Raw genomic sequence first — 23,500 nt, 5'->3', positions numbered from 1 at the left:
GTCACCGATGTGTCGCTTCAGCAACCGCATCGCCGGCAAGCCGCCTCCCACAGTGAGCGATCGTTTACAACGCAAACGGCAGCGGTATGGACGTTTCCTGCCGCTGTGCCAGGCGCTGTTCGAACTCTGCGGGGTCGTGGATCAGCACGTCCTGCCCGGCGAAGGTTTCTGCCGCGATCAAACGTGACAGCCAGAAACGCACACAGCCCACACGCAGCATCGTTGACCAGAGCCTGGCCTCCGCCGCATTGAACGGCCGCAGGGCGGCGTAGGCACCCAGCATGGCGCGAGCGCGTACCGGGTCAATCTGGCCGTCTTCGCGTGAGCACCAGTCGTTCAGCGCAATGGCCAGGTCGTAGAGCATCGGCCCCGAGCAGGCATTGTAGAAGTCGATCAGCCCGGTCAGGTGCGTGCCTTCGAACAGCACGTTGTCGCGAAACATGTCTGCGTGCAGGTTGGCGCGTGGCAGCGCCAGGATCTGCGACTTGAGGTCTTCGATTTCCTGCAGCGATGTGTCCAGCAGTGCTTTCTGCTCTTCGCCCAGGTGCGACAGGAAGTTGCGGCCCTCGCTCAGCATCCAGTCCAGGCCGCGGTCGGTCTTGCGTTCCAGCACGTGATCGCGTGTCGCGAGGTGCAGGTTGGCCAGCAACTCACCGATCTGTGCGCAATGCTGCGTGTTCGGCTGGCTGATGTGCTTGCCCGGCAGGCGCGGCTGCAGGAGCGCTGGCTTGCCCGCCAGCTCGCGCAATGCCTGGCCGTCGGTGGTGCGCAACGCATAAGGCACCGGCAGGTCGGCATCGTGCAGCACGTCCAGCAGTTCGATGAAGAACGGCATCTCCTGCACCGGTCCGCGCTCGACCAGCGTCAGTACGAACTCACCCTGCTCCAGGCTGATGAAGTAGTTGGTGTTTTCGCTACCGGCGGCAATGCCTTGAAAGTCACGCAGACGGCCGAGCCCATAGGGCGCAAGGAATGTTTCCAGCTCGGGCCGAGCCAGTGGGGTAAAAACGGACATATCAGGACTGCCAGCAATAAGTGAATGTAAGGTGTTACCAGCTGAATATTTCCCACTGCGGGATCAGCATGTCCGGTTGGTCCGAACGAATGAAATTGGGGCTTGTACCATCGGCGCGCACCAGGAAATAGGGTTTGCCATGCTTGGGGGTGATCTTCACCGCATAAAGAAAGCCGTTCTGGCGGTACTCCTGAATGGTCTTGTCACCGTCGGTGCGGATCGTGACATCCGGGGCCGCCGAGGGCGAATCTTCAGCGCTCATCGCGACCAAAGGGCAGAGTGCCAACAAGCCGGTCAACAACAGTCGATTTGCCTTGCGCATGATAACCTTGTCCCTTTGTCGTCAATGGTCCTCGCATTCTAGCGCCGACCCCGCCGAAAAGGTTGATTCTGCTCATGAGCCAAGCACCCCTCGTCCTGGTGGACGGTTCTTCTTACCTCTATCGCGCCTTTCACGCACTGCCTCCGCTGGCCACATCCAAAGGGCTGCCGACCGGCGCTGTCAAAGGCGTGCTGAACATGCTCAAGAGCCTGCGTCGGCAGTACCCGGACAGCCCGTTTGCCGTAGTGTTCGATGCCAAAGGCGGCACGTTTCGTGACACGTTGTACGCCGACTACAAGGCCAATCGCCCGAGCATGCCGGACGACCTGCGCGTGCAGGTCGATCTGTTGCACGCCTGCGTCAAAGGCCTGGGCTATCCGCTGTTGTGCGTTGAAGGCGTAGAGGCAGACGACGTGATCGGCACGCTGGCGCGCAGCAGTGCGGCGGCTGATCGTCCTGTGATCATCTCCACCGGCGACAAGGACATGGCGCAACTGGTCGACGGCCACATTACGCTGGTCAACACCATGACGGGCAGCGTGCTGGACGTGGCTGGCGTAAAAGAGAAATTCGGTGTCGGTCCTGAGCACATTATCGACTACCTCGCGCTGATGGGCGACAAGGTCGACAACATTCCGGGCGTTCCCGGCGTGGGCGAGAAAACGGCCGTCGGCCTGCTGGTCGGCGTGGGCGGCGGGCTGAAGGAGCTGTATGGCAACCTTGACGCGGTCGCGGCCCTGCCGATCCGTGGTGCCAAGACACTGCCCGCCAAGCTTGAAGAACATCGCGCCATGGCGTTCCTGTCCTACGAGCTGGCCACCATCAAGATCGATGTGCCGCTGGACATCGAGCTGGACCAGTTGCATTGCGGCGAGCCAGATCGCGACGCGTTGATGGAGCTGTACGCCGAGCTTGAGTTCAAGAGCTGGATTGAGGACCTGCAACGTGATGCCAAGCGCGCCGGGCAGGAGCTGGCGGTTGAAGAAGAGCCGGTGGTGGCCAGGGAAGCCGCCTACGAGGTGATTCTGGAGCAGGCGCAATTCGACGCCTGGCTCAAGAAGCTGGACGCTGCGCCACTGTTCGCCATCGTCACCCAGAGCAACGGCACCGACGCGCAGCGCGCGCAATTGGTCGGCCTGTCATTTGCCATCCAGACCCACGAAGCGGCGTACATCCCGCTGACTCATTCCTACATGGGCGTGCCGCAGCAACTGGATCGCGACACCGTGCTCAAGGCGCTCAAGCCGCTGCTTGAGGACCCGAACAAGATCAAGGTCGGTCAGCACGCCAAGTTTGCGATCAATCTGCTCGCCAACTGTGCGCTGGGTGGTGACCAGACTCAGGGCATCGACCTGCAAGGCGTCAAGTTTGACACGATCCTGGAGTCCTACGTGCTGGACTCCACCGCCACTCGCCATGACCGCGACAGCCTGGTGGCCAAGTACCTCACGCACACCCCGATCAACTTCCAGGACATCGCGGGCAAAGGTGCCAAGCAACTGACATTTGATCAGATCGCCATTGAGCAGGCGGGTAGTTATGCCGCCGAAGAGGCTGATCTGACCCTGCGCCTGCACGAAGTCTTCCAGGCCCGGCTGGCTGCGATTCCGACGCTGCAGCCCGTATTGAACGACATCGAGATGCCGCTGGTGCCGGTGCTGGCGCGCATCGAGCGTCAGGGCGCGCTGGTGGATGCCAACCTGTTGGGTATCCAGAGCGTGGAGTTGGGCGACAAGATGACGGCGCTGGAGCGCGAGGCCTTCGCCATCGCCGGTGAGGAGTTCAACCTGGGCTCGCCCAAGCAGTTGGGCGTGATTCTTTATGAAAAACTGGGCATGCCGATCATCAGCAAGACGGCGACGGGTCAGCCGTCCACGGCCGAAGCGGTGCTCGCCGAACTGGCCGAGCAGGATTTCCCGCTGCCCAAGGTGCTGATGCAATACCGCTCCATGAGCAAGCTCAAGAGCACCTACACCGACCGCCTGCCTGAACAGATCAACCCGCGCACCGGCCGTATTCACACCTCCTATCATCAGGCGGTGGCCGTGACCGGGCGTCTGTCGTCCAGCGATCCGAACCTGCAGAACATCCCGATTCGTACCGCTGAAGGCCGTCGTATCCGGCAGGCGTTCGTCGCGCCCAAGGGCTACAAGCTGCTGGCGGCCGACTATTCACAGATCGAGCTGCGGATCATGGCGCATCTGGCGCAGGATGAAGGCTTGCTGCACGCCTTCCGCAACGACCTGGACGTGCACCGGGCCACGGCAGCCGAGGTGTTTGGCGTCGAACTGGAGAATGTCACCAACGACATGCGTCGCAGTGCCAAGGCGATCAACTTCGGTCTGATCTACGGCATGAGCGCCTTCGGTCTGGCCAAGCAGATTGGCGTCGACCGCAAGCAGTCGCAGGCTTACGTGGATCGCTACTTCGCGCGTTACCCAGGCGTGCTCCAATACATGGAGCGCACGCGGGCTCAGGCGGCGGAACAGGGCTTCGTCGAAACCATTTTCGGTCGTCGCCTGTACCTGCCTGACATCAATGCCAAGAACCCTTCACTGCGCAAAGGCGCAGAGCGTATGGCGATCAACGCGCCGATGCAGGGCACGGCGGCCGATATCATCAAGAAAGCGATGATTGCCGTGAACGGCTGGCTGGACGAATCCGGGCTGGACGCGCGGGTCATCCTTCAGGTGCACGACGAACTGGTGCTGGAGGTGCGTGAAGACCTGGTGGATCAGATCAGCACCCAGATTCGCCCGCACATGAGCAGCGCCGCAGCATTGGCGGTGCCGCTGCTGGTGGAAGTCGGTGTGGGCAACAACTGGGACGAGGCGCACTGATGACGTAGTGGCGAAGTTGTCATCAATTTCGCCAAACGTTGTAGGAAATGTGAACTTTTCTTCATCGCTGGAACTTAACCGTCCAGACAGGAGTCAGAACACACGATTGGCTGACAAGCCAGTCATGCTCCTATGTTGTGTTAAGTGTTGGCAGATATCCGGATCTCACCCTAAGGTCCGGCCTTAGACCCCGAACTTCCCCCTCCCCATACGAAGTCCGGGGTTTTTTTTGCCTGCGATTTACTCGGCAGGCGCCTTGTCTTCCAGTTCCATCCAGTCGGCCAGCACGGTGTAGGCTTCTTCCAGGCCCATGCGCTTGGGTGCCGAGAACAGCTGAATGGTGACGGCCTCACCCCAGCCCTTGCGGATGTCCGACTGAACCTTGAGCAGTGTGTTCTTGGCTGCGCCGTAGGTCAGTTTGTCGGCCTTGGTCAGCAGAATGTGCATCGGCATCTTGCTCGCCACGGCCCAGTCCAGCATGAGCAGGTCGAAGTCGGTCATTGGATGGCGGATGTCCATCATCAGGATCAGACCCTTCAGGCTTTCGCGGCTGCCCAGGTAGGCTTCCAGGTGACGCTGCCAGTGCTGTTTGAGCGGGATCGGCACCTTGGCGTAGCCGTAGCCCGGCAGGTCGACCAGACGGCGATCCTCGTCCAGGCCAAAGAAGTTCAGCAACTGGGTGCGTCCCGGCGTCTTGGATGTACGCGCCAGGCTGGCGTGGGTCAGGGTGTTCAGTGCGCTGGACTTGCCCGCGTTGGAACGACCGGCAAACGCGACTTCAAACCCTTCGTCGTCGGGGCATTGGTCGACCTTGGCGGCGCTGAGCATGAAGGTGGCCTGTTGGCACAGACCGAGGATGGGGTTTTTGAGTTGCATGTGATTTCCGGTGAAGGCCCTGCCCGCAAGGCGTGTGGCAAGGGTGTCGTTTCCGTTTGGGTAGCGCGAGTATATAATGCCGCAACTTTTGTGTGTGCTTTCGTCTCCTGATGGGAGCCTGCACAGTCGAGCGAGATCAATATGCGCATTAGAACGCAGTCCGCTTTCAACCTGAAAGGTTTTTGCTGAGTCATCGGGCTTTAGGGCCGTTGTCACAGGATCAAAGGCGATGCCGCTGCGCTGTGTGGAATGTGCAGGGACAGCAGTGGCCAGCATTTGCCGACTGTCCTTCCGGACGCGCCAGTCATGGGCTACGCGACTTTTTACCCCCTTGGCTGATCGGATGACCTGATGAACACATTCCTCGTGAGTTTGCTGCTGGCGCTGGGCCTATGCGCCTCCTCCCAGGCTGCCGACCCGGCGGGCAACGCCACCGCCGGACAGGCAAAGACCGCCGTGTGCGGCGCCTGTCATGGCCCGGACGGCAACAGCCTGGTTCCCGGCTTCCCCAAACTGGCAGGCCAGGGTGAGCGCTACCTGCTCAAGCAACTGCGCGAGATCAAGGACGGCAAGCGCGTGGTCGTGGAAATGACCGGCCTGCTCAATAACCTCAATGATCAGGACCTCGCCGACATCTCCGCGTTCTATGCGGGGCAGCAAGGCAGTATCGGCGCAGCGTCACCGGATCTGGTGGCGAAGGGCGAGGCATTGTTCCGGGGCGGCAGGCTGGATCAGGGTCTGCCTGCCTGTACCGGCTGTCACTCGCCTGATGGCACCGGCAATATCCAGGCAGGTTTTCCTCATCTTGGCGGCCAGCATGCCGATTACATCAAGAAGCAGCTGATGGCATTCCGTGAAGGTGATCGGACCAATGACGGCGACACCAGGGTAATGCGTGCCATTGCTGCGAGGCTGAGCACACAGGATATTGAGGCGCTGGCGCACTACATTCAGGGTCTTCACTGAAACGTGGAAATTGCAGCTCTGGGTATGACCTGCTTCACGCCGCCTTCAAAAAGGGCCACGTGCCTGCCCTTTTTTGCGGTTGCCAGCGTTACACTAACGAACTCAAGCCTTCGCGTTCGGTCGAAAACACCGTCGCTTGAAGGCGACTCAATCTGCCCAGGAGTAAAGCATGCGTAATCTGATCATCAGCGCCGCGCTGGTTGCCGCCAGTCTGTTCGGTATGTCCGCTCAAGCTGCCGAGCCTATTCAGGCAGGCAAGCAATACGTCGAGCTGAGCAGCGCTGTGCCGGTTGCACAACCCGGCAAGATCGAAGTCGTGGAACTGTTCTGGTATGGCTGCCCGCACTGCTACGCGTTTGAGCCGACCATCAACCCATGGGTTGAAAAACTGCCATCTGACGTCAACTTCGTGCGTATTCCAGCCATGTTCGGTGGCCCATGGGATGCCCATGGTCAGCTGTTCATCACCCTGGACACCCTGGGCGTAGAGCACAAGGTCCACGCCGCTGTGTTCGAGGCGATTCAGAAAGGTGGCAAGCGTCTGACCGACAAGAACGACATGGCTGACTTCGTCGCCACTCAAGGTGTCGACAAGGAAAAATTCCTGAGCACGTTCGACTCCTTCGCCGTGAAGGGCAAGATCACGCAGTACAAGGAACTGGCCAAGAAGTATGAAGTGACCGGTGTTCCGACCATGATCGTCAACGGCAAGTATCGCTTCGACCTCGGCTCTGCCGGTGGTCCGGAGGCGGCCCTGCAGGTTGCCGACCAGTTGATCGCCAAAGAGCGAGCGGCTGCCAAGGCCGCGAAGTAAGCGCCGCTCATGGGCCGCTGGGGCAAGGGCACAGAACGAGTCGTTGGCCTGCATGATCCGCGGGTCAACGAACATCATCTGACGCAAACCGGTTTGCCGGAAGACGGCAGGCTGCGGCTGCTCAGTTTCAATATCCAGGTCGGTATCAGCACTGAGCGGTACCGGCACTACCTGACTCGCAGCTGGCAGCATCTGCTGCCGCATGTGGGGCGCGCGAGTAACCTGAAGAAGATCGGTGAGCTGCTTCACGACTTCGATCTGGTCGCTCTGCAGGAAGTCGATGGCGGCAGCATGCGCTCAGGCTTCGTCAATCAGGTCGAGCACCTCGCCCAGCTGGGTGGTTTTCCGTATTGGTATCAACAACTAAATCGCAACCTCGGTCGCTTTGCTCAGCACAGCAATGGCGTACTGAGCCGTCTGCGCCCGGCCAAGATCGAAGATCATCCATTGCCCGGCCCTGCGGGGCGTGGTGCGATTCTGGTTCGCTTCGGCGAAGGGGATGACGCGCTGGTGGTGGTCATGATGCACCTGGCACTGGGCACGCGTACCCGAACCCGGCAACTGGCCTACATCCGTGAACTGATCGGCGGCTATCGTCATCAGGTGTTGATGGGCGACATGAACACCCATGCCAATGATCTGCTGGAGCATTCGCCGCTGCGCGACCTGGGCCTGCTCGCGCCGCAGATCGAAGCGACGTTCCCCAGCTGGCGGCCGCAACGCTGCCTTGATCACATTCTGCTCAGCCCGACCCTGACACTCGAACGCGTGCAGGTACTGGCCCAGCCCATTTCCGATCACCTGCCGGTTGCTGTCGAGATTCGCCTGCCTGCGTCACTGTGTGGGGACTCGTTGCCTGTGCCTTCTGGTGGAAGCCTTGCATGAGCGACGACGCGGAGCGTTGGAAAGAGAAGTACCTCAAGGGAATCGAACAGCAGGATAAGCTCGAAAAGCGCTGGGATGCGCGGCTCGACCTGCTGCGTCGGGGCCTGGTGCGCAGCAGCCTGGCGGCAGAAGGCTCGGACCGGGCCGTCGATGAATGCATGAAGGAAATGCGCGAAATCGTGCGCAAGGACGACATGGATGCCGGGCTGGCGGCGCTGATTCCCCGTCTCGAAAAGGCGGTGCTGGATTCCGAGCATCGTCGTGAGGTACGGGTCGGGCAAATCAGTGCAGCGTTGACTGCACTGGTCACGCAACTGCAGGCGCTGGATCTGCCACGCGAGGTGCGCAAACCGCTCAAGCGCTTTGCCAAGGGGCTTGAAGAGCGCGCTTCCCAGGCCCGCGAACTGCCGTTGCTACTCAGTGAGCTGAGCGGATTGCAGGGCAAGGCTCTGACGCTTCTGGAGAAAGCCGACGAAGGCCATCGTCCCGGATTGCTGGAGCGCCTGTTCGGCTCTCGTGATGAGCATGGCGAGGGTCATCCTCAACCTGACGCAACGCGCCCTGATGCTCCTTCCGAGCCACAGGCTGTTGCCCCTCATCCACAGCAGGCCGAGTCGCGCTCCGAGCCTGACGAGCACGAGGAAAAAACCGCCACGGCAATTCCTGCTGCTGAGCCTGCGAGGCTCGTCGATCCGGCTGCCGAATCTTCCCCACAAGCCGCTGTCATTGCCCCGGTTGAAACGCCGCAATCAACGCCTGAAGTTCATGCGCCAGTCGCTCAGGTGGCTGAACCCACACCGTTGCCGGTCGATATGCCGCCCGCGCCACTGGCTGCGCTGGTTTCGGCGCCTGTGCGCAGCGAGACGCCGATTGAGGGCCTGGTGACGCCGACACCAACGGTCCCCTATCAGCAACAGCCTGCCAGTCCGGTGGTCGAGTCGTCGGATGACACTGACGAAATCGAAGCAGAAGACGGCCCGGAGGGCGAGGAAGGCTATGCCCTGCCCTCGGCGCCTGAGCCCAGCTACAGTTCGGTGGCCGCGCATATCGAAGAAACGCTGCTGGGCCTGCTTGCTGACCTGACCTTGTCCGAGCATTACCGGCCTCAGGTCGAAGCGATGCAGTTACGCCTCAAGCACGGGCTGAACTGGTACGAACTCTTGCCGATCCTCGATGATCTGGCAGTCCTGATGCTCGCCATCAACAATGGCGGGCAGCAGGAATTCGGCATCTACCTCAAGCAATTGAACGAGCGGCTTGAGTCCTTTCAGAGTCATCTGCAGGCCGCCAGCGAGGATCACGCTGAAAACCGCTCCACGGCGCGTGTCCTCAACGAGCAGTTGCGTGAACAGGTCGGCGGGCTGCAAAGCAGCGTGCAGGACGCCTCCGATCTGCCCAGCCTCAAGCAAGTGCTGGATAACCGTCTGGAAGGCCTGCTCAGCACTATGGACCATTACCAGCGTTCGCGGGACGAGCGTGAGCAGGAGGTCGCGTCACGGCTGCAAGGCCTGGCCGCCCGTGTGGCGAGCATGGAGCAGGAAGCGCTGGGCTTTCGGACCCATCTGGAAGAGCAACGGCAGAAGGCGCTGCTCGACCCGCTGACCGGGTTGCCGAATCGCGCGGCGTGGGGCGAACGGCTCGAACAGGAGATCGGCCTGTGGCAGCAGCGCAAGAACAGCCTGCTGGTCGGCATTCTGGATCTGGATCATTTCAAGCGCATCAACGACGGCTACGGGCATCTGGCAGGCGACAAAGTGCTGAAAATCGTCGCCAGTGTGCTGAAAAAGCGCCTGCGCCCCGGTGACTTTCTGGCGCGCTTCGGGGGTGAGGAGTTTGTCGTGCTGTTGCCTGCCACACCTGTGACGGCGGGCCTGGTGCTGCTGGAGGATTTACGTCAGGCCGTCGAGCTGTGCCCGTTTCATTTCAAGGGCGAGCGCGTCACCATCACCGTCTCCATGGGCGTGACGGCATTGCGCACTGGCGAGCGCAGTGACGTGGCGATCAAGCGTGCCGATCAGGCCTTGTATCGGGCCAAGGAAAACGGTCGCAACAAGGTCGAACAGGGCTAACCTGCACATCCGGACCTGAACGGGCTACGCGCCACATGAGCTATTTCTGTGTCTTTTGTTATGATGTTGCATTTCCCGTGGACGTAGTCTGATCTCATGAAGCTGTATTTCTCTGCCTTCCTTCTGCTGGTCCTGACCGCCTGCTCCAGCGGCCCCAGGCTCGACACCAGCCATCCCTCGGCCAATTTCGACGGTCGTATCCAGTACGTTGTGATGCACTACACCTCGACGTCGCTTGAGCGATCCCTGCAGTTGCTCACCCATGGCGAGGTCAGCAGTCATTACCTGATCGGTGATGATGATCCGGCAACCATCTACAAACTGGTCGATGAAAGCGCTCGCGCCTGGCACGCGGGTGAAAGTGAGTGGGACGGCAGGACCTGGCTCAACTCCAGCTCCATCGGGATTGAGATCGTGAATCCGGGTTATACCGAAACCCCGACAGGCCGCCTGTGGTATCCGTACACCGAAGCGCAGTATCAGTCGATCAAGGTGCTGCTCAAAGACATCGTCCAGCGTAACAAGATCGATCCCAGACACATCATCGGGCACAGCGACATAGCACCTTCACGCAAGCTCGATCCGGGGCCGCTGTTCCCGTGGAAACGTCTGGCTGCCGAGGGGCTTGGCATCTGGCCGGACGAGCGGCTGGTGGCGCAGCGTCAGGCAGCGCTGATGAATAACCTGCCAAGCATCGGCTGGTTCCAGCAACAACTGGCACGCCTGGGCTACACAACGCCTCAGACTGGCGAGCTGGACGTTGCTACACGACAGGTCCTGACCGCTTTCCAGATGCATTACCGCCCTGAGCGTTTCGACGGCGAGCCTGACGCGCAAAGCGCCGCCATCCTGCAGGTGCTCAACCAAGCCAACTGAGTGCAAGGCCGCCGGTTTATCCGGCGAGCTATCTGCGCACCAGTTGCTATAACTGATGGGTACTCCCAGAGAGTATCCTCAGATGCTTACTGCACCAACGCGTCGTCACACCCTTTTATCCCGCCCCTGGTTGCTGGTTTTGCTGACCACCTTGTTGAGCGCAGCCGTGCTGCTGCTGGGCAGCTTCGCGCTGGCAGTGCACCAGGCGCGGCAGAACGAGAGCCTGCAGATGAATGCGCAGGGCGAGCGTTTTCTGGTCAGGCTGGAACAGTTGTTCGGTCAATTGAGGGCCGGGCTGGATCAGCTCGAGCATCAACCCCTGCGCCGCTGCAGCCCGGAAATGGTCAGCCGTCTGCGAGAAGTCATTGCCGGTCATCGCTTCATTTACGAGGCGACTTTTGTTGGCGATTCGCGCACCTGCTCCAGCTGGGCCCCGAAAAGGCCGCAAGTTCAGACCCGGACGCCTGATATACGCGGCCCTACTTATGATTACTGGCTCAACACCTCGGCCCAGCCCGACGATAACCTGGCGGCGCTAGTATTGGGCCGTGGTGACTTCAGGGTTTCGACTTCGCGAGGACACCTGACGGATGTTGTGGATCTTCCCGCGGGTGGCAGCCTGCTGGTGGTGCTGGATAGCGGGGCTCGCGCCATACCGGTTTTAGGCCCTGCGCAGGCGTGGCCGGTTTCAGGCCGGTGGGTCGAGGGTAACGAGCCGCTGTTGACCACGCCCGCGCAGTTGATCTACCGCATGGCCACGCAGAGCCCCGAGTATCAGTTGGTATTGATCACACCCCGCAACGGGTTGCTCGAAAAAATCACCGGCGCCTGGTGGCTGCTGGTGCCCGCCAGCCTGTTGGCGTCGTTGTGCATCGGCGCGCTGACGTTTCAGTTGCTGCATCAACGCACATCGCTGGGAGCCGAGCTGAAGGCCGCCCTGCGACGTAACGAGCTGAAGGTGCTGTATCAGCCGATCTTCAACCTTGAGACGCGGCTGTGTGTCGGCGCTGAAGCGCTGGTGCGCTGGCACCGGCCGGACGGCACGCTGACCAGCCCCGACCTGTTTATACCGATGGCGGAAAGCACCGGGCAGATCCGGCAGATCACCGATTTTGTGCTCAGGCAGTCGCTGGAGCAGTTGGGCCCGTTGCTGCGAGCCAATCCGCATTTATATATCTCGATCAACCTGGCGGCCTGCGACGTCATGTCAGCGCGCATCGGGCGCGTAACGGCCAGGCTTCTGGCGCTGCACGGGGTGGCGGCGCGGCAGATCGCGTTTGAGGTGACCGAGCGAGGCTTGATTGATGTGGTGATGGCGCGCAATCACTTGCAAATGCTGCGTGATCGAGGACATCAGGTGTTGATCGATGACTTTGGCACCGGCTATTGCAGTCTGGCGTACCTGCAGACCCTGCCGGTGGATTGCCTGAAAATCGACAAGGCGTTTGTGGATGCGCTTGGCTACGACGCGGCCAGCAGTGGCGTCGCGCCGCATATCATTCGTATGGCGCATGCGCTGCACCTGAAGGTCATTGCCGAAGGGATCGAGTTCGAATCACAGGCTGCGCTGCTCAGGAGCGAGGGTGTTATCTATGGCCAGGGCTGGCTGTTCGCCCGGCCGCTCAGTGCGGTGAAATTCGCCGAGCAGGTGACCGGCGGTCGACGTCACGCATCCAGACGCAAGGATGACGTGGCCTGAGTGCAGGAGCCTGAAGCGCACGTGGACGGGCTCACCGACAGGCCAACTCTTATCAAACAACCCATAAGTCACTGAAGAAACTGGATTTTGTGGGAGCGGACTTGTCCGCGAAAAGGCCGGTACATCCGACGCATATGCGGTGGCTGAAACACTGCATTCGCGGACAAGTCCGCTCCCACGACGCCCGGTGTTTGCTGCGCGACAGCGCTACGTCGAAGACGTGGTGGCGCCTCCCACAAAACAGTGTGTTGCTTCAGCAGATGACGTCAGTTAAGAAGCGCGGCTGTCGGATCAAAGCGGCAACGCCATGTAGAACTGCGTGCCCTGCCCCGGTCTTGAATAGACACCCATGCGTCCGCCGTGCAACTGGACGATTTCCTTGCACAGCGCCAACCCCAGACCCGCGCCGCCTTTCTTGCGTCCGACCTGAACGAAAGGCTCGAAAATCCGCCCCTGTTGTCCGTAAGCAATACCTTCGCCGTTGTCTTCGACGCTGATGATCGCGCGTTCGCCGTGGCGTTTGCCCTGCAAGCGGATCAGGCCGTTTTCTGGCGTGTGGCGCAGTGCGTTGTCCAGCAGGTTGTCCAGCACCCGCTCCAGTTGCGCCTGATCGGCATGCAGACGAGGCAAGGGCTCCTGGATGTCGAGCATCAACATGATGCCCTGCTCCTGAGCCTTTACTTCGAAGCGCGCCTTGGCTTCTTCGAGCAGCTCTTCAATCGAGCACGGCCCCAGCTTGAGTTTCTGCAGGCCGTTCTGATAGCGCGAGAAATTCAGCAGGTCATTGATCAACTGCATCAGGCGCTGCATTTCTTCGGTGACGGTGTTGAGCAGATCGGCCTCGCGGGAATCGGGCGAAAAATGCAGCCGTTCTTGCAGGAGTCCGAACGCCATGTGCATGCCTGTGACCGGCGTGCGCAGTTCGTGTGAGGCGCGCAAGACGAATTCACTGCGCACGCGCTCGAACGCTCGTTGCTCGGTGACGTCGTGCAGCACCATCACCGCACCCAGAATATGCCCTTTGGTGTGGCTGACCGGCGTCATGCTGTAGGTCAGCAGGCGTGATTCATTGTCGATTTCGATCGAGAGGTCTTCAGGGGCGCGCTCAAGGCTGCCGCCGCGCAGAATCAGGTGCAGTTGTTCATCCAGCTCCGGTCGTTCCAGTGCCGCGCCGAGGGTCTGCCCGAGCCGGCTCTCGTCCCAGCCCAGTTGGCGCTGGGCCACAGGATTGAGGTGCTCCAGCCGGCCTTGTCGGTCAATCATCAGCAGGCCGTCGTCAATGCTGTCCAGGACTGCCTGCAGGCGCTGCTGGCCCGCCAACAGTTCGTCGATGTTGGTCGCCTGATGCTGACGCAGCGCCTCGGCCATGATGCCGAAGCGCCGGGTCAGCAGGTTCATTTCGGCGGCAGAGGAAATAGGCAGCGTGACTTCGTAATTGCCCTGCCCGATTCGATCAGCCGCCTTGGCCAGTGCCTCGATAGGCGCGCCAAAGCGTCGCGCGATGCCGTGGGCTGTCACAAAGCCGATGCACAACACCGCAAGTCCTACCAGCCCGAGCAGCCCGGCAATCCACAAGGCACGCTCTCTGGAGTTGATCTCGGCATTGCTGATGTTTTCCAGCGCCTGACGATGTATGTCCAGCAAGCCATTGCGCAATGTATCGAAACTGTCGCTTAGCTGCGGATTGCCACGAATACCACGCTGATCGGTCCCCAATCGGTCCCAGTCCCGGATAAAACGCTGATAGTCCGTTCGGGTTTTTTCGAAACCTGTGCGCACGTTCTGCTGCGTGTCTTGCCCCGACCCTTCACCGAGCAACTCCTGAAACTGGTTCTGGGTTTTTTTGAGCAACGCCTCGTTGCGCTCCGAGCCGGTCATCAGGACCAGTTGGTCGCCAAGGTTCTGCCGCAGTTTCAGGCCCAGATCCAGAATGGCGAAGTTGTGCTGAATCAGCGACTCCTGGGTTCTGGCCATCTGCATCACGCTGACCAGACCCAATAGCAACCCGAGCAATGCCACCGTAATGAGGGCAGAAATGCTCAGGAACAGTCGGGTGCGCAACTTCATGGCCAGTTTCATGTGAGGTCAATCATAAGTTGTACTGCTTACGTTTTCGATACAGCGTAGAAGCATCGATGCCCAATGTCTTGGCGGCCTGATCGAGTGTGTCACTGGTCGCCAGAACGGCACCGATATGTGCTTTCTCCAGCTCGTCCAGGCTCAAGGCCGCACCGACGCGAGGCGCGTTGTTGGCGGGTTGTTCGGCCATGCCCAAGTGGCTGATCTCTACGCGCTCCTGCGGGCAGATGATGCTGGCGCGCTCGATGACGTTGCGCAGCTCACGAATGTTGCCTGGCCAGCGATAGTTGAGCAGCGCGGCGCGTGCTTCTTCGCTGAAACCTCGTGCGGGACGGGCATATTCCTTGACGAAGCGGGCCAGGAAACGGTCAGCCAGGGTCAGAATGTCTTCGCTGCGCTCGCGCAGTGCAGGCAGGTGCAGGGTGATGACGTTCAGGCGATACAGCAGGTCTTCACGGAAACGCCCGCTGCGAACCATGTCTTCCAGGTTCAGGTTGGTCGCCGCGAGAATACGCACGTCGGCACGACGGGTGACCGGATCGCCCACACGTTCGTACTCCTTGTCCTGAATGAAACGGAGCAACTTGGGTTGCAATGTCAGGGGAAAATCGCCGATTTCGTCGAGAAACAGTGTGCCGCCGTCGGCCTGATTCACGCGGCCAAGGGTGCTTTCGCTGGCACCGGTAAACGCCCCGCGGCTGTGACCGAACAGTTCGCTCTCCATCAGTTCTGCTGTCAGCGAGGGGCAGTTGATGGTCACGCAGGATTTCTTGGCCCGCTTGCTCCAGCCGTGGATCGCTCGCGCCAGCTCGCCCTTACCGGTGCCGGATTCGCCCAGAATCAGGATATTGGCGTCGGTCACAGCGACCTGACGTGCCGTTTCCAGAATCGCCATCATCGACGGGCTGTGGGAATCCAGGCCGTCCTTGGGTTTGCGAATCTCGCCTTCCAGCGCTTCCAGCCGAGCCGACAACTGCCGCACTTCCAACTGCTTGGCGGTCGCCAGTCGCAGCTGGTCCGGGCTGCAGGGTTTGACCAGATAATCGGCTGCGCCGGCCTGAATGGCGTCCACCGCAGTATCCACCGCGGAATGCGCCGTCACGATGACGACGCGCATCCACGGCGCTTGAATTCGCATTTGTGCCAGAACGTCCAGACCATTGTCTTCGCCCAGGCGCAAATCCAGAAAGCACAGGTCGAAGACCTGGCGTTGCATCAACGTGTCCGCCTGCGCTGCGCTGTTGGCAGTGGCGACACTGTAGCCTTCGTCTTCCAGACAGTACCGGAAGGTGCGGAGGATGGCGGACTCATCGTCCACAAGCAGAATACGGCCCTGATTCTCAGTGGCTGCTTCCATTTTTCCTACGCTCCTTAATGAATTGTCTTGGTTAGTCTCGGAATCATCGGGCAAGTTGCATGGTCAATTCTGATTGATTCTGCGGCAAGCATGGTAGCTGTCTGTTCGTTTAATGGCGAACACGCTGATTAATCCGTGTTTATGTCGCTAAAACCGTCTATTCGGAGACGAAAAGCCACCTCAGAAGGAACGTGCCATGTACTCATTGAAAAAAATCGCCCTGCTCACGGCTGCGGCTGCCTTGCTCGGCAGTGGTCCTGCATTCGCGCAAACGACGCAAGGCGACCTGCCCACGCAGCTGGCCGAAGCTCGTCAGGAAGGCTCGATCTGGACCGCCTTTGCGCTCAACAAGCACTTGAGCCCGTTCAAGATCAGTGTCGACGTCGAGCAGGGCACCGCCACCCTCAAGGGTAAGGTTGAGAACGAGGTCGACCGCGAGCTGGCCGAACGTATCGCGCTGGACATCAAGGGCATCGAGAAGGTGGATAACCAGCTGGAGATCGACGCGTCGGTCGCCAGCGAGGCAGACACCCGAACCCCTATGGCCCAGCGTTTCGAGGACGCCACGCTGGTTGCAACGGTGAAGTCCAAGCTGCTGTGGAGCAGTGTCACTGAGGCGCTGACCATCGATGTGGACAGCAAGGACGGGGTCATTACGCTCAAGGGCCGCGCTCAGAGCCCTGAAGCCAAGGAACTGGCCGGCAGCCTGGCGAGCAACACCGACGGCGTGGTCAGCGTCAACAACCTGATCAGCCTGAGCGCTGCGGATTCGATTGCCTCCAAGACGCAGCCGCAGTTGCTCAATGCCACGGAGCAGATCAGCGATGTGTGGATTACCAGCAAGGTCAAATCCAGCCTGATCTATAGCCGTAACCTGGACGGCCTGAACATCAAGGTCGATACCAAGGAAGGCTTGGTCACGCTCAATGGCGTAGTTGCCAACTACGCCGAGAAAGAGCTGGCGGTAGAAATCGCGCGAAACATTCGGGGTGTGAAAGGCGTGAACGCCGACGCGTTGAAGGTGATGGCCCGCAGCGCTGGTTGATGTTCCTCGCGCGCCCCGCAGCGCGCTTCGTGCAGAACGCACGATTACAACCGTGTAATCGTGCAGCTTGCGCGTAACATGCCTCTTTCAGAATTATATAAACCATTGATTTTATTGATTTTTATTTGAATAAAAAAACTGGCATGCACTCTGCAATATCCCTTTCAACGAAGGTCGTACACAACGACTTACACATTGAATGCCCACGCAGGTGGAGGGAGTTTGCAAATGAACAGTCAGCGTATGGCGCAATTGCGTATCTCCCCCCTCCACGTGCAGCAAGGTCTGTTTCTGCTGCTTGCCTTGCTGGTCACCCTGATTGCGATTCAACAGTTCCAGCGTTGGACTCAAGCCGGTGAGGCGACGCAAATCAGACAGCAAATCGTTCACAGCAATGTGTCCTACCGCAGCGTCAATGCTCCGATCGCCCGTGAGACGGCCCTGAGCATTCGGCCCGTGGAAGGCGTCGTATCTGTGACTGAGGCAGCGCCGCAGCAAAAATGGGTCTTCTGACCCGACCTGAAATAACCGAATCATCCAAATTCAAACGGCTGTAAAAAGGAGTATCACCATGCTGAGTTGGGCTATCACGTTTCTGATCATCGCTATCGTCGCTGCTGTACTTGGCTTCGGTGGTATCGCCGGCACTGCAACAGGTATCGCCAAGATTCTGTTCGTTGTCTTCCTGGTGATGTTCGTCGTGTCCTTCTTCTTCGGTCGTCGTGGTCGAGGCTGAGAATGCGCACGTCACTCCGTACGCTGACTGCCGCCCTGTTGTTGGGCGGCAGTGCTGTAGCAATGGCCGCCAACGATGGCCAGGCTCGAGTCAACGAGTTGCTTTCGTCGGCACCCGAGTATCGCCAGACCTGGGCGAAGGTTGTGAAAAAGGAAGAGCGACTGCCCGACTGGGTCATCAATCTCTCCGGCACTTCCGAGCAGATGTCGGCAGTGACGGAAGATGGCGACCAGTATCTGGTGGGTCCGCTGTGCGAGACCGCCGATACTTGTAAGAGCAAGCGCCTTATCGTGGCTTTCAGCTTCGATAAGGAAGATGCCTACGCCATGCTGGTGGACGTGCCTGCAGGCCTGCCTGCGGACAAGTCTCCCACGCGCCACGCTACCTACCGTTATTTGGGCGAGCCTGATGAAGGCATGCAGAAGCTGCTCAACGAGCAGCTGCGCAAGGACCCGAATTGGTATTGATCGAAAGAGGGAGAGAGTCGAGTGACTCTTTCTCGATGCACGGCCTGAGGAAGGTAAGTGCATGACCAGGGGGCCGGGTTGCGTTGATTGAAAGAATCGGCGTGACCTAGGAGTACAGGGAGTACTTCCGTCGAGGGCCGGGTCAGGCAAGCTGCCGCACCAGTAAACTGTTTCGCGACTCGATCCCGTCGAGCGGAAATGGCCTTGCTCGTGCGGCGCTTTACGTTTTTCGCTTCTGGTTTTCCCCCCGAAAGTCCACCGTATATCCAATAAATCCGTAAAAAATCACCTTCCCCTCTGCCCCACGCCGTCCTGATCCCTGAACCCCTCTTTACAACGCAGGCGACGTTTTAGCCGCGTTTGCGCCGAATAACGGCATTCTCCCATGTCGCAAATCGATAGTTTTTGTCGTTTTTGTATGCCGATCCGGCATGAGGTAGGCGTTTACGGCATTAGACTCGCGCGCCTGCCATGGGAATAGTTGCGCCTTTTTTCGCCTGCTACAGAGCTGGGACGCTCGCCTGCGGTGACCTTCTGTGGACATTTTCAAAGTTATCCGCCGCTTGAAATTGCTGTGGAAAAGCACTTTCGGCGTGTCGGTTTTGGAAGTGCCCAAGCCACTTTTAACCAAGGGTAATAATATGAAGAAGGCAAAGCTGAGTCTGGCCTGGCAGATCCTGATCGGTCTGGCACTGGGCATCGCCGTTGGTGCGTTTCTCAACCACTTCAGTGCTGAAAAGGCCTGGTGGATCAGCAATATCCTGCAGCCTGCAGGTGATATCTTCATTCGACTGATCAAGATGATCGTCATCCCTATCGTCGTCGCCTCGCTGGTGGTGGGCATCGCAGGCGTCGGCGATGCGAAGAAGCTGGGCCGCATCGGCCTCAAGACCATCATCTACTTCGAGGTGGTTACCACGATCGCGATTCTGGTCGGCCTGGTTCTGGCCAATGTCTTCCACCCCGGCACCGGCATCGACATGAGCACGCTGGGCACGGTCGATATTTCCAAATATCAGCAGACCACTGCCGAGGTTCAGCACGATCACGCGTTTATCGCCACGATCCTCAACCTGATCCCGTCCAACATCTTTGCGGCCATGGCGCGTGGCGAAATGCTGCCGATCATCTTCTTCTCGGTGCTGTTCGGTCTGGGGCTTTCGAGCTTGCAGGCGGACGTCCGTGATCCTCTGGTCAAGATGTTCCAGGGTGTCTCGGAAACCATGTTCAAGGTCACGCACATGATCATGAACTATGCACCGATCGGTGTATTCGCGCTGATTGCCGTGACCGTCGCCAACTTCGGCTTCGCCTCGTTGCTGCCGCTGGCCAAGCTGGTGATCCTGGTGTACGTCGCCATCGCATTCTTCGCGTTCGTGGTATTGGGCCTGATCGCCCGTGCCTTCGGCTTCTCGGTGGTGAAGCTGATGCGCATCTTCAAGGATGAGCTGATTCTGGCCTACTCCACTGCCAGTTCCGAAACCGTGCTGCCGCGCGTTATCCAGAAGATGGAAGCCTACGGCGCGCCAAAAGCGATCTGCAGTTTCGTGGTGCCGACCGGTTACTCCTTCAACCTCGACGGATCGACGCTTTATCAGAGCATTGCGGCGATCTTCATTGCCCAGTTGTACGGCATCGACCTGTCCATTGGCGCACAACTGATGCTGGTCCTGACCCTGATGGTCACCTCCAAGGGCATCGCGGGCGTTCCGGGCGTGTCCTTCGTGGTGCTGCTGGCCACTCTGGGCAGCGCAGGCATCCCGCTGGAAGGCCTGGCCTTCATCGCAGGTGTCGACCGCATCATGGACATGGCCCGTACCGCACTGAACGTGATCGGTAACGCCTTGGCCGTACTGGTTATCTCGCGTTGGGAAGGCATGTACGACGACGCCAAGGGCCAGGCCTACTGGGAATCCCTGCCGCACTGGCGCAGCAAGGAACCCGTCCCGCTGGGCCGCCCTGCGGCGGAGTGATTGCTGAATGGCAAAATACAAAACCCCGGCTTCCCGGGGTTTTGTGTTTCCAGGGGTGTTGAGGAAGCATGAATTTGGCTTTTCGTTTTTTTTAACGGCTAGAATTTGCCGGCGCTATAGCCCAGGTATGGGCGATTCCCTCGCCGCCAAGGAAAGCTGTGACCAATCCTTATTTTCCCGCTTTGATAATCGGCGGCTGTCATATTGATCTGTCTCACCTAGAGCCTTTCTCGTTCGAAGTCCACAGCCAGCTCGCCGGAAAAACGCTTCGCGTACATGTAACCTTTTCGAATCACTGTTTTTCCAAAGGCTATGAGGCAGGCACTCATCCGTTCGCAGAATGGATCATTGATGGGAGCAGTCCTCGGCCCAGAAGGTTTTGCCCGATACGTTACAGGCTGTCCCATAGACTGCCCATGTTGATCCGAAGTCTGGCCGGGTCGCCCAAGACCAAGGTGTGGGAGACTGCTGCGGAGCGAAATTGGTGCTACTCGATCAGGATCGAAGACCCGACAGGCGCATACAATGTTTTCTTTGAGGTAAGAAGAGCTGCAAAGGAACGACGACAGTGGCAGGATTTGCAGCTAGTAGTCGAGAGTGCGTACCACACCGATGAAGATGAGGGCCCTCGCTTGAAAGGCAGCATGGCGTTCGTGTTGTTGTTTGGGAAGACACGATAAGTGTCAACCTGCCGCTACCAGACGTTAAGACGCAGAAACGAAAAAAGGCACCCTTTGACAGGTGCCTCTTTACGTATTCGGTAAAACAGATCCGGACACTGCTCTGGCTTTCGCCTCGGCCCGCCTTGCGCGGACACCCTTCGATGAATCGTTGGGCCAGGAAGCGCTCAATCTCATCCGGTCAGTCGCTTCGATGACTGTACGCTACGAAAAAAACGGCTCAGGCGTCAACGTCTGCTTCAAGTTGGTCGCTCCCCGTAAAAGCATGGCCAAACGCGCCCCCCGATTTCCCTCCAGCCCCCCTCGCCGTTATCATCCCCCGCATCTTGTGAGGGACTTATCCGATGCTCAATGGCCTGTGGCTTGGTTTTTTTGTCGTGGCGGCGATTTCCGCGATGGCGCAGTGGCTGATTGGCGGCAATGCGGGCATCTTCGCGGCGATGGTCGAAAGCATCTTTGCCATGGCCAAGCTGTCGGTCGAGGTCATGGTGCTGTTGTTCGGCACCCTCACCCTCTGGCTTGGTTTTCTGCGCATTGCCGAAAAGGCCGGCATCGTCGACTGGCTGGCGAAGGTGCTCGGGCCGCTGTTCCTGCGGCTGATGCCCGAAGTGCCGCCCGGCCATCCGGCGCTGGGCCTGATTACCCTCAACTTTGCTGCCAACGCCCTCGGGCTGGATAACGCCGCAACGCCTATCGGCCTCAAGGCCATGCGCTCTCTGCAGGAACTCAATCCCAGCAAGGATGCCGCCAGCAACGCGCAGATCCTGTTTCTGGTGCTCAACGCATCGTCCCTGACCCTGCTGCCGGTGACGATCTTCATGTACCGCGCACAGCAAGGTGCTGTAGACCCGACGCTGGTTTTCCTGCCGATCCTGCTGGCCACCAGCGCCTCGACCGTCGTCGGCCTGCTGTCGGTGGCGTTCATGCAGCGCTTGCGTCTGTGGGACCCGGTGGTGCTGGCCTATCTGATTCCCGGTGCGCTGCTGCTGGGCGGCTTCATGGCGTTTCTGGCGACGCTGTCGGCGGCTGCGCTGGCCGGGCTGTCGTCGATTCTGGGCAACCTCACGCTGTTCGGCCTGATCATGATGTTTCTGATCATCGGTTCGCTGCGCAAAGTGCAGGTGTATGAAGCATTCGTGGAGGGCGCGAAGGAAGGGTTTGACGTCGCCAAGAGCCTGTTGCCGTATCTGGTGGCGATGCTGTGCGCAGTGGGCGTGCTGCGTGCGTCAGGCGCGCTGGACTTCGGCCTGGAAGGCATTCGGCACATGGTGGAATGGCTGGGCTGGGACACGCGCTTCGTCGACGCCCTGCCCACCGCGATGGTCAAACCTTTCTCCGGCAGTGCCGCGCGGGCGCTGCTGATCGAGACCATGCAGACTCAGGGTGTGGACAGCTTTGCCGCGCTGGCTGCCGCAACGATTCAGGGCAGTACTGAAACCACGTTCTACGTGCTGGCCGTGTATTTCGGTGCGGTCGGCATCCAGCGTGCGCGCCATGCAGTGGGTTGCGCGCTACTGGCCGAGTTCTGTGGCGTGGTGGCGGCCATTTTCGTCTGCTACTGGTTCTTTGGCGCCACCGCCACCTGACACTGACCGCTTACTGAGCCGGCGCTTCGGGCGCCGCTTCGGCTGCGGGTGCTTCCTGCTTCGGTTGAACCGGCTCGGACTTTTCCGGTGCCGCTTCGGCTGCGGGCTCTTCGCCGGTATCGCCGCCTGGCTTGAGCTTGATGATCCTGCCGGTCGGACGCTTCACGGCAGGCTCGTCGGCGTCAGTGACCGTAAAGCGCAGCACGCCGATCATCTGCCCATCCTCGGTCAGCACCCTCACCTGCCAGCGCCCGACCACGTCCTGAGGGAAGTTCTGCTTGTGGGTCCAGGCGCGATAGCCTTCCTTGCGCCCGCCATGGATATCCAGCGCGATCCGGTCCATTTCCTTACCGTCATGTCGCCACACATGGTAGATGCGTTCCTCAAGGCCGCGTGGCGCGTTGATTGCGGTATAGGCGTACAGGCCGCCGCTGCGCAACTGATTGGCGCTGATCTGTCGGATGCTGTCGCCCGGCGTGCGGTTCTTGTTGTCGAAGTCAGGGCTGACGGCGACTTCGGTCAGCCACAACGTTGCAGGCGGCACCCATGAGCGCAGCAGCCATCCCGCGCCGCCCGCGACCACGATCATCGTGAGCACCATCAGGCCATTGCGCCAGTTGTTCAGGGGAAAGGACGACGCCAGGCTAGGGAAGGACAGCAACATCGCGACGCCAAGCGCCAGCTTGTAACTCTGGGCGGTGGTCAGGTGAACGATGATGGGTAATGCCGTGAGCAATGCGGCGAACAGGGTCAGGGTGTGCAAGGCCATGAACAGCCAGCGCCGTGGGGCGAGCCATTTGTAGTACAGCGGGTCGATGATCGAAATCAGTCCGGCAGCGCCCAGCAGCGCCGTGAACACCGCCTGTCCGCTGTTCCACGTAGTGGTGATGAAAAAGAACGGCAAGACGAAGAACAGACTTTCCTGATGGATCATCTGCGTGCCGTAGCGCAGCAGGCCCTGCGGGATCTCGCGGCCGATGGCCTTGTTGAGTAGCCCGACCATGGTGTTCTCGACCATCAGCCATAACCAGCTGATCAGCATGACCACCGCGATCCAGGTGGCCAGCCCTTCCTGTCGATCCACCAGAATGAAGCTGGCGATGCCGGAGACGAAACCAAAAGCCGCAATGAGCCCCGGATAGCGTTGCATCAGGTTGAGCACGGGTGTCACGAAGCGGTTCAGGTCAGGCATCAGGCAGTTCACTCGGTTTGAAA

18 protein-coding genes and 4 pseudogenes are annotated in these 23,500 nt (G+C 59.8%); 15 read left to right on the top strand and 7 right to left on the bottom strand.

Annotated features, from left to right (window positions below; genetic code table 11):
- Window positions 1–64: 64 nt before the first annotated feature.
- Both H8S56_RS15315 and H8S56_RS15310 read right to left on the bottom strand, forming a co-directional pair.
- Window positions 65–1,015, bottom strand: a complete 951-nt coding sequence (locus tag H8S56_RS15315; RefSeq protein WP_024685165.1) for a homoserine kinase — start codon at window positions 1,013–1,015, stop codon at window positions 65–67.
- Window positions 1,016–1,049: 34 nt separating this feature from the next.
- Window positions 1,050–1,337, bottom strand: coding sequence for a DUF2782 domain-containing protein (locus H8S56_RS15310; protein ID WP_024685164.1), 288 nt, complete (start codon window positions 1,335–1,337; stop codon window positions 1,050–1,052).
- A gap of 74 nt (window positions 1,338–1,411) precedes the next feature.
- Between H8S56_RS15310 and polA the strand changes: the two genes are divergently transcribed.
- On the top strand, window positions 1,412–4,177 hold the full coding sequence (polA, locus tag H8S56_RS15305) for a DNA polymerase I (protein WP_187519097.1): 2,766 nt from the start codon (window positions 1,412–1,414) through the stop codon (window positions 4,175–4,177).
- Window positions 4,178–4,417: 240 nt separating this feature from the next.
- On the opposite strand, the gene yihA is transcribed toward polA, so the two are convergent.
- Entirely contained in the window at window positions 4,418–5,053 is a 636-nt protein-coding gene (gene yihA, locus H8S56_RS15300; protein WP_024685162.1) for a ribosome biogenesis GTP-binding protein YihA/YsxC, read from the bottom strand.
- A 351-nt stretch (window positions 5,054–5,404) separates the two neighbouring features.
- On the opposite strand from yihA, the gene H8S56_RS15295 reads away from it, so the two are divergent.
- From H8S56_RS15295 to H8S56_RS15270, 7 genes and pseudogenes are all read left to right on the top strand, one after another.
- The gene (locus H8S56_RS15295) at window positions 5,405–6,019 is read left to right on the top strand and encodes a c-type cytochrome (protein ID WP_187519096.1); all 615 of its coding nucleotides are present in this window, start codon (window positions 5,405–5,407) and stop codon (window positions 6,017–6,019) included.
- 169 nt (window positions 6,020–6,188) lie between these two features.
- Complete coding sequence (locus H8S56_RS15290; RefSeq protein ID WP_024685160.1) at window positions 6,189–6,833, top strand: thiol:disulfide interchange protein DsbA/DsbL; 645 nt, start codon at window positions 6,189–6,191, stop codon at window positions 6,831–6,833.
- A gap of 9 nt (window positions 6,834–6,842) precedes the next feature.
- Window positions 6,843–7,718, top strand: a complete 876-nt coding sequence (locus H8S56_RS15285; RefSeq protein WP_024685159.1) for an endonuclease/exonuclease/phosphatase family protein — start codon at window positions 6,843–6,845, stop codon at window positions 7,716–7,718.
- Window positions 7,715–8,260: pseudogene (locus tag H8S56_RS24930) on the top strand (hypothetical protein); the annotation flags it as partial. The gene H8S56_RS15285 and the pseudogene H8S56_RS24930, both read left to right, overlap by 4 nt.
- A 342-nt stretch (window positions 8,261–8,602) precedes the next feature.
- Window positions 8,603–9,787 (top strand): annotated as a pseudogene (locus tag H8S56_RS24925) (GGDEF domain-containing protein); the annotation flags it as partial.
- Between the two features lie 96 nt (window positions 9,788–9,883).
- Entirely contained in the window at window positions 9,884–10,663 is a 780-nt protein-coding gene (locus tag H8S56_RS15275; protein ID WP_024685157.1) for an N-acetylmuramoyl-L-alanine amidase, read from the top strand.
- 82 nt (window positions 10,664–10,745) lie between these two features.
- The gene (locus H8S56_RS15270; protein ID WP_024685156.1) at window positions 10,746–12,362 is read left to right on the top strand and encodes an EAL domain-containing protein; all 1,617 of its coding nucleotides are present in this window, start codon (window positions 10,746–10,748) and stop codon (window positions 12,360–12,362) included.
- Window positions 12,363–12,653: 291 nt separating this feature from the next.
- Here H8S56_RS15270 and H8S56_RS15265 read toward each other — a convergent pair.
- From H8S56_RS15265 to algB, 3 genes and pseudogenes are all read right to left on the bottom strand, one after another.
- A pseudogene (locus H8S56_RS15265) lies at window positions 12,654–14,030 on the bottom strand (sensor histidine kinase); the annotation flags it as partial.
- A pseudogene (locus H8S56_RS24920) lies at window positions 14,022–14,336 on the bottom strand (KinB sensor domain-containing domain); the annotation flags it as partial. The pseudogenes H8S56_RS24920 and H8S56_RS15265, both read right to left, overlap by 9 nt.
- A 115-nt stretch (window positions 14,337–14,451) precedes the next feature.
- Window positions 14,452–15,798 (bottom strand): sigma-54-dependent response regulator transcription factor AlgB, encoded by a 1,347-nt coding sequence (gene algB, locus H8S56_RS15260; RefSeq protein WP_024687379.1) that lies wholly within the window; start codon window positions 15,796–15,798, stop codon window positions 14,452–14,454.
- A 196-nt stretch (window positions 15,799–15,994) separates the two neighbouring features.
- Between algB and H8S56_RS15255 the strand changes: the two genes are divergently transcribed.
- The 7 genes from H8S56_RS15255 to H8S56_RS15230 all read left to right on the top strand — a co-directional run bounded on the left by H8S56_RS15255 (window position 15,995) and on the right by H8S56_RS15230 (window position 22,285).
- Window positions 15,995–16,843, top strand: a complete 849-nt coding sequence (locus H8S56_RS15255) for a BON domain-containing protein (RefSeq protein ID WP_024687380.1) — start codon at window positions 15,995–15,997, stop codon at window positions 16,841–16,843.
- A 228-nt stretch (window positions 16,844–17,071) separates the two neighbouring features.
- Window positions 17,072–17,356 carry a hypothetical protein gene (locus tag H8S56_RS15250; RefSeq protein ID WP_187519093.1) on the top strand — a complete coding sequence of 95 codons (285 nt, stop codon included), beginning with the start codon at window positions 17,072–17,074 and terminating at the stop codon, window positions 17,354–17,356.
- 58 nt (window positions 17,357–17,414) lie between these two features.
- Window positions 17,415–17,579, top strand: a complete 165-nt coding sequence (locus H8S56_RS15245) for a DUF1328 domain-containing protein (RefSeq protein ID WP_002555679.1) — start codon at window positions 17,415–17,417, stop codon at window positions 17,577–17,579.
- Between the two features lie 2 nt (window positions 17,580–17,581).
- Window positions 17,582–18,046: an inhibitor of vertebrate lysozyme family protein gene (locus H8S56_RS15240; protein ID WP_187519092.1), complete on the top strand. Its 465-nt coding sequence runs from the start codon at window positions 17,582–17,584 to the stop codon at window positions 18,044–18,046.
- 641 nt (window positions 18,047–18,687) lie between these two features.
- Complete coding sequence (gene gltP, locus H8S56_RS15235) at window positions 18,688–20,019, top strand: glutamate/aspartate:proton symporter GltP (RefSeq protein WP_024687383.1); 1,332 nt, start codon at window positions 18,688–18,690, stop codon at window positions 20,017–20,019.
- A gap of 158 nt (window positions 20,020–20,177) precedes the next feature.
- Window positions 20,178–20,699: a hypothetical protein gene (locus tag H8S56_RS24530; RefSeq protein WP_328803407.1), complete on the top strand. Its 522-nt coding sequence runs from the start codon at window positions 20,178–20,180 to the stop codon at window positions 20,697–20,699.
- Window positions 20,700–21,043: 344 nt separating this feature from the next.
- Window positions 21,044–22,285 (top strand): nucleoside recognition domain-containing protein, encoded by a 1,242-nt coding sequence (locus H8S56_RS15230; protein WP_187519091.1) that lies wholly within the window; start codon window positions 21,044–21,046, stop codon window positions 22,283–22,285.
- 10 nt (window positions 22,286–22,295) lie between these two features.
- Here H8S56_RS15230 and H8S56_RS15225 read toward each other — a convergent pair whose 3' ends face one another.
- Entirely contained in the window at window positions 22,296–23,477 is a 1,182-nt protein-coding gene (locus tag H8S56_RS15225; protein ID WP_024687385.1) for a DUF5924 family protein, read from the bottom strand.
- Between the last annotated feature and the right edge of the window lie 23 nt (window positions 23,478–23,500).

Origin of the sequence: Pseudomonas triticifolii (genome assembly GCF_014358015.1) — a bacterium.
GTDB lineage: Bacteria > Pseudomonadota > Gammaproteobacteria > Pseudomonadales > Pseudomonadaceae > Aquipseudomonas > Aquipseudomonas triticifolii.
This window is presented reverse-complemented; position numbering and strand designations above follow the sequence as displayed.

What these genes read in the sequence shown, in the direction of transcription:
- H8S56_RS15315 (WP_024685165.1), bottom strand. Translation starts at nt 1,015, where the DNA reads ATGTCCGTTTTTACCCCACTGGCTCGGCCCGAGCTGGAAACATTCCTT.
- H8S56_RS15310 (WP_024685164.1), bottom strand. Translation starts at nt 1,337, where the DNA reads ATGCGCAAGGCAAATCGACTGTTGTTGACCGGCTTGTTGGCACTCTGC.
- polA (WP_187519097.1), top strand. Translation starts at nt 1,412, where the DNA reads ATGAGCCAAGCACCCCTCGTCCTGGTGGACGGTTCTTCTTACCTCTAT.
- yihA (WP_024685162.1), bottom strand. Translation starts at nt 5,053, where the DNA reads ATGCAACTCAAAAACCCCATCCTCGGTCTGTGCCAACAGGCCACCTTC.
- H8S56_RS15295 (WP_187519096.1), top strand. Translation starts at nt 5,405, where the DNA reads ATGAACACATTCCTCGTGAGTTTGCTGCTGGCGCTGGGCCTATGCGCC.
- H8S56_RS15290 (WP_024685160.1), top strand. Translation starts at nt 6,189, where the DNA reads ATGCGTAATCTGATCATCAGCGCCGCGCTGGTTGCCGCCAGTCTGTTC.
- H8S56_RS15285 (WP_024685159.1), top strand. Translation starts at nt 6,843, where the DNA reads ATGGGCCGCTGGGGCAAGGGCACAGAACGAGTCGTTGGCCTGCATGAT.
- H8S56_RS15275 (WP_024685157.1), top strand. Translation starts at nt 9,884, where the DNA reads ATGAAGCTGTATTTCTCTGCCTTCCTTCTGCTGGTCCTGACCGCCTGC.
- H8S56_RS15270 (WP_024685156.1), top strand. Translation starts at nt 10,746, where the DNA reads ATGCTTACTGCACCAACGCGTCGTCACACCCTTTTATCCCGCCCCTGG.
- algB (WP_024687379.1), bottom strand. Translation starts at nt 15,798, where the DNA reads ATGGAAGCAGCCACTGAGAATCAGGGCCGTATTCTGCTTGTGGACGAT.
- H8S56_RS15255 (WP_024687380.1), top strand. Translation starts at nt 15,995, where the DNA reads ATGTACTCATTGAAAAAAATCGCCCTGCTCACGGCTGCGGCTGCCTTG.
- H8S56_RS15250 (WP_187519093.1), top strand. Translation starts at nt 17,072, where the DNA reads ATGAACAGTCAGCGTATGGCGCAATTGCGTATCTCCCCCCTCCACGTG.
- H8S56_RS15245 (WP_002555679.1), top strand. Translation starts at nt 17,415, where the DNA reads ATGCTGAGTTGGGCTATCACGTTTCTGATCATCGCTATCGTCGCTGCT.
- H8S56_RS15240 (WP_187519092.1), top strand. Translation starts at nt 17,582, where the DNA reads ATGCGCACGTCACTCCGTACGCTGACTGCCGCCCTGTTGTTGGGCGGC.
- gltP (WP_024687383.1), top strand. Translation starts at nt 18,688, where the DNA reads ATGAAGAAGGCAAAGCTGAGTCTGGCCTGGCAGATCCTGATCGGTCTG.
- H8S56_RS15230 (WP_187519091.1), top strand. Translation starts at nt 21,044, where the DNA reads ATGCTCAATGGCCTGTGGCTTGGTTTTTTTGTCGTGGCGGCGATTTCC.
- H8S56_RS15225 (WP_024687385.1), bottom strand. Translation starts at nt 23,477, where the DNA reads ATGCCTGACCTGAACCGCTTCGTGACACCCGTGCTCAACCTGATGCAA.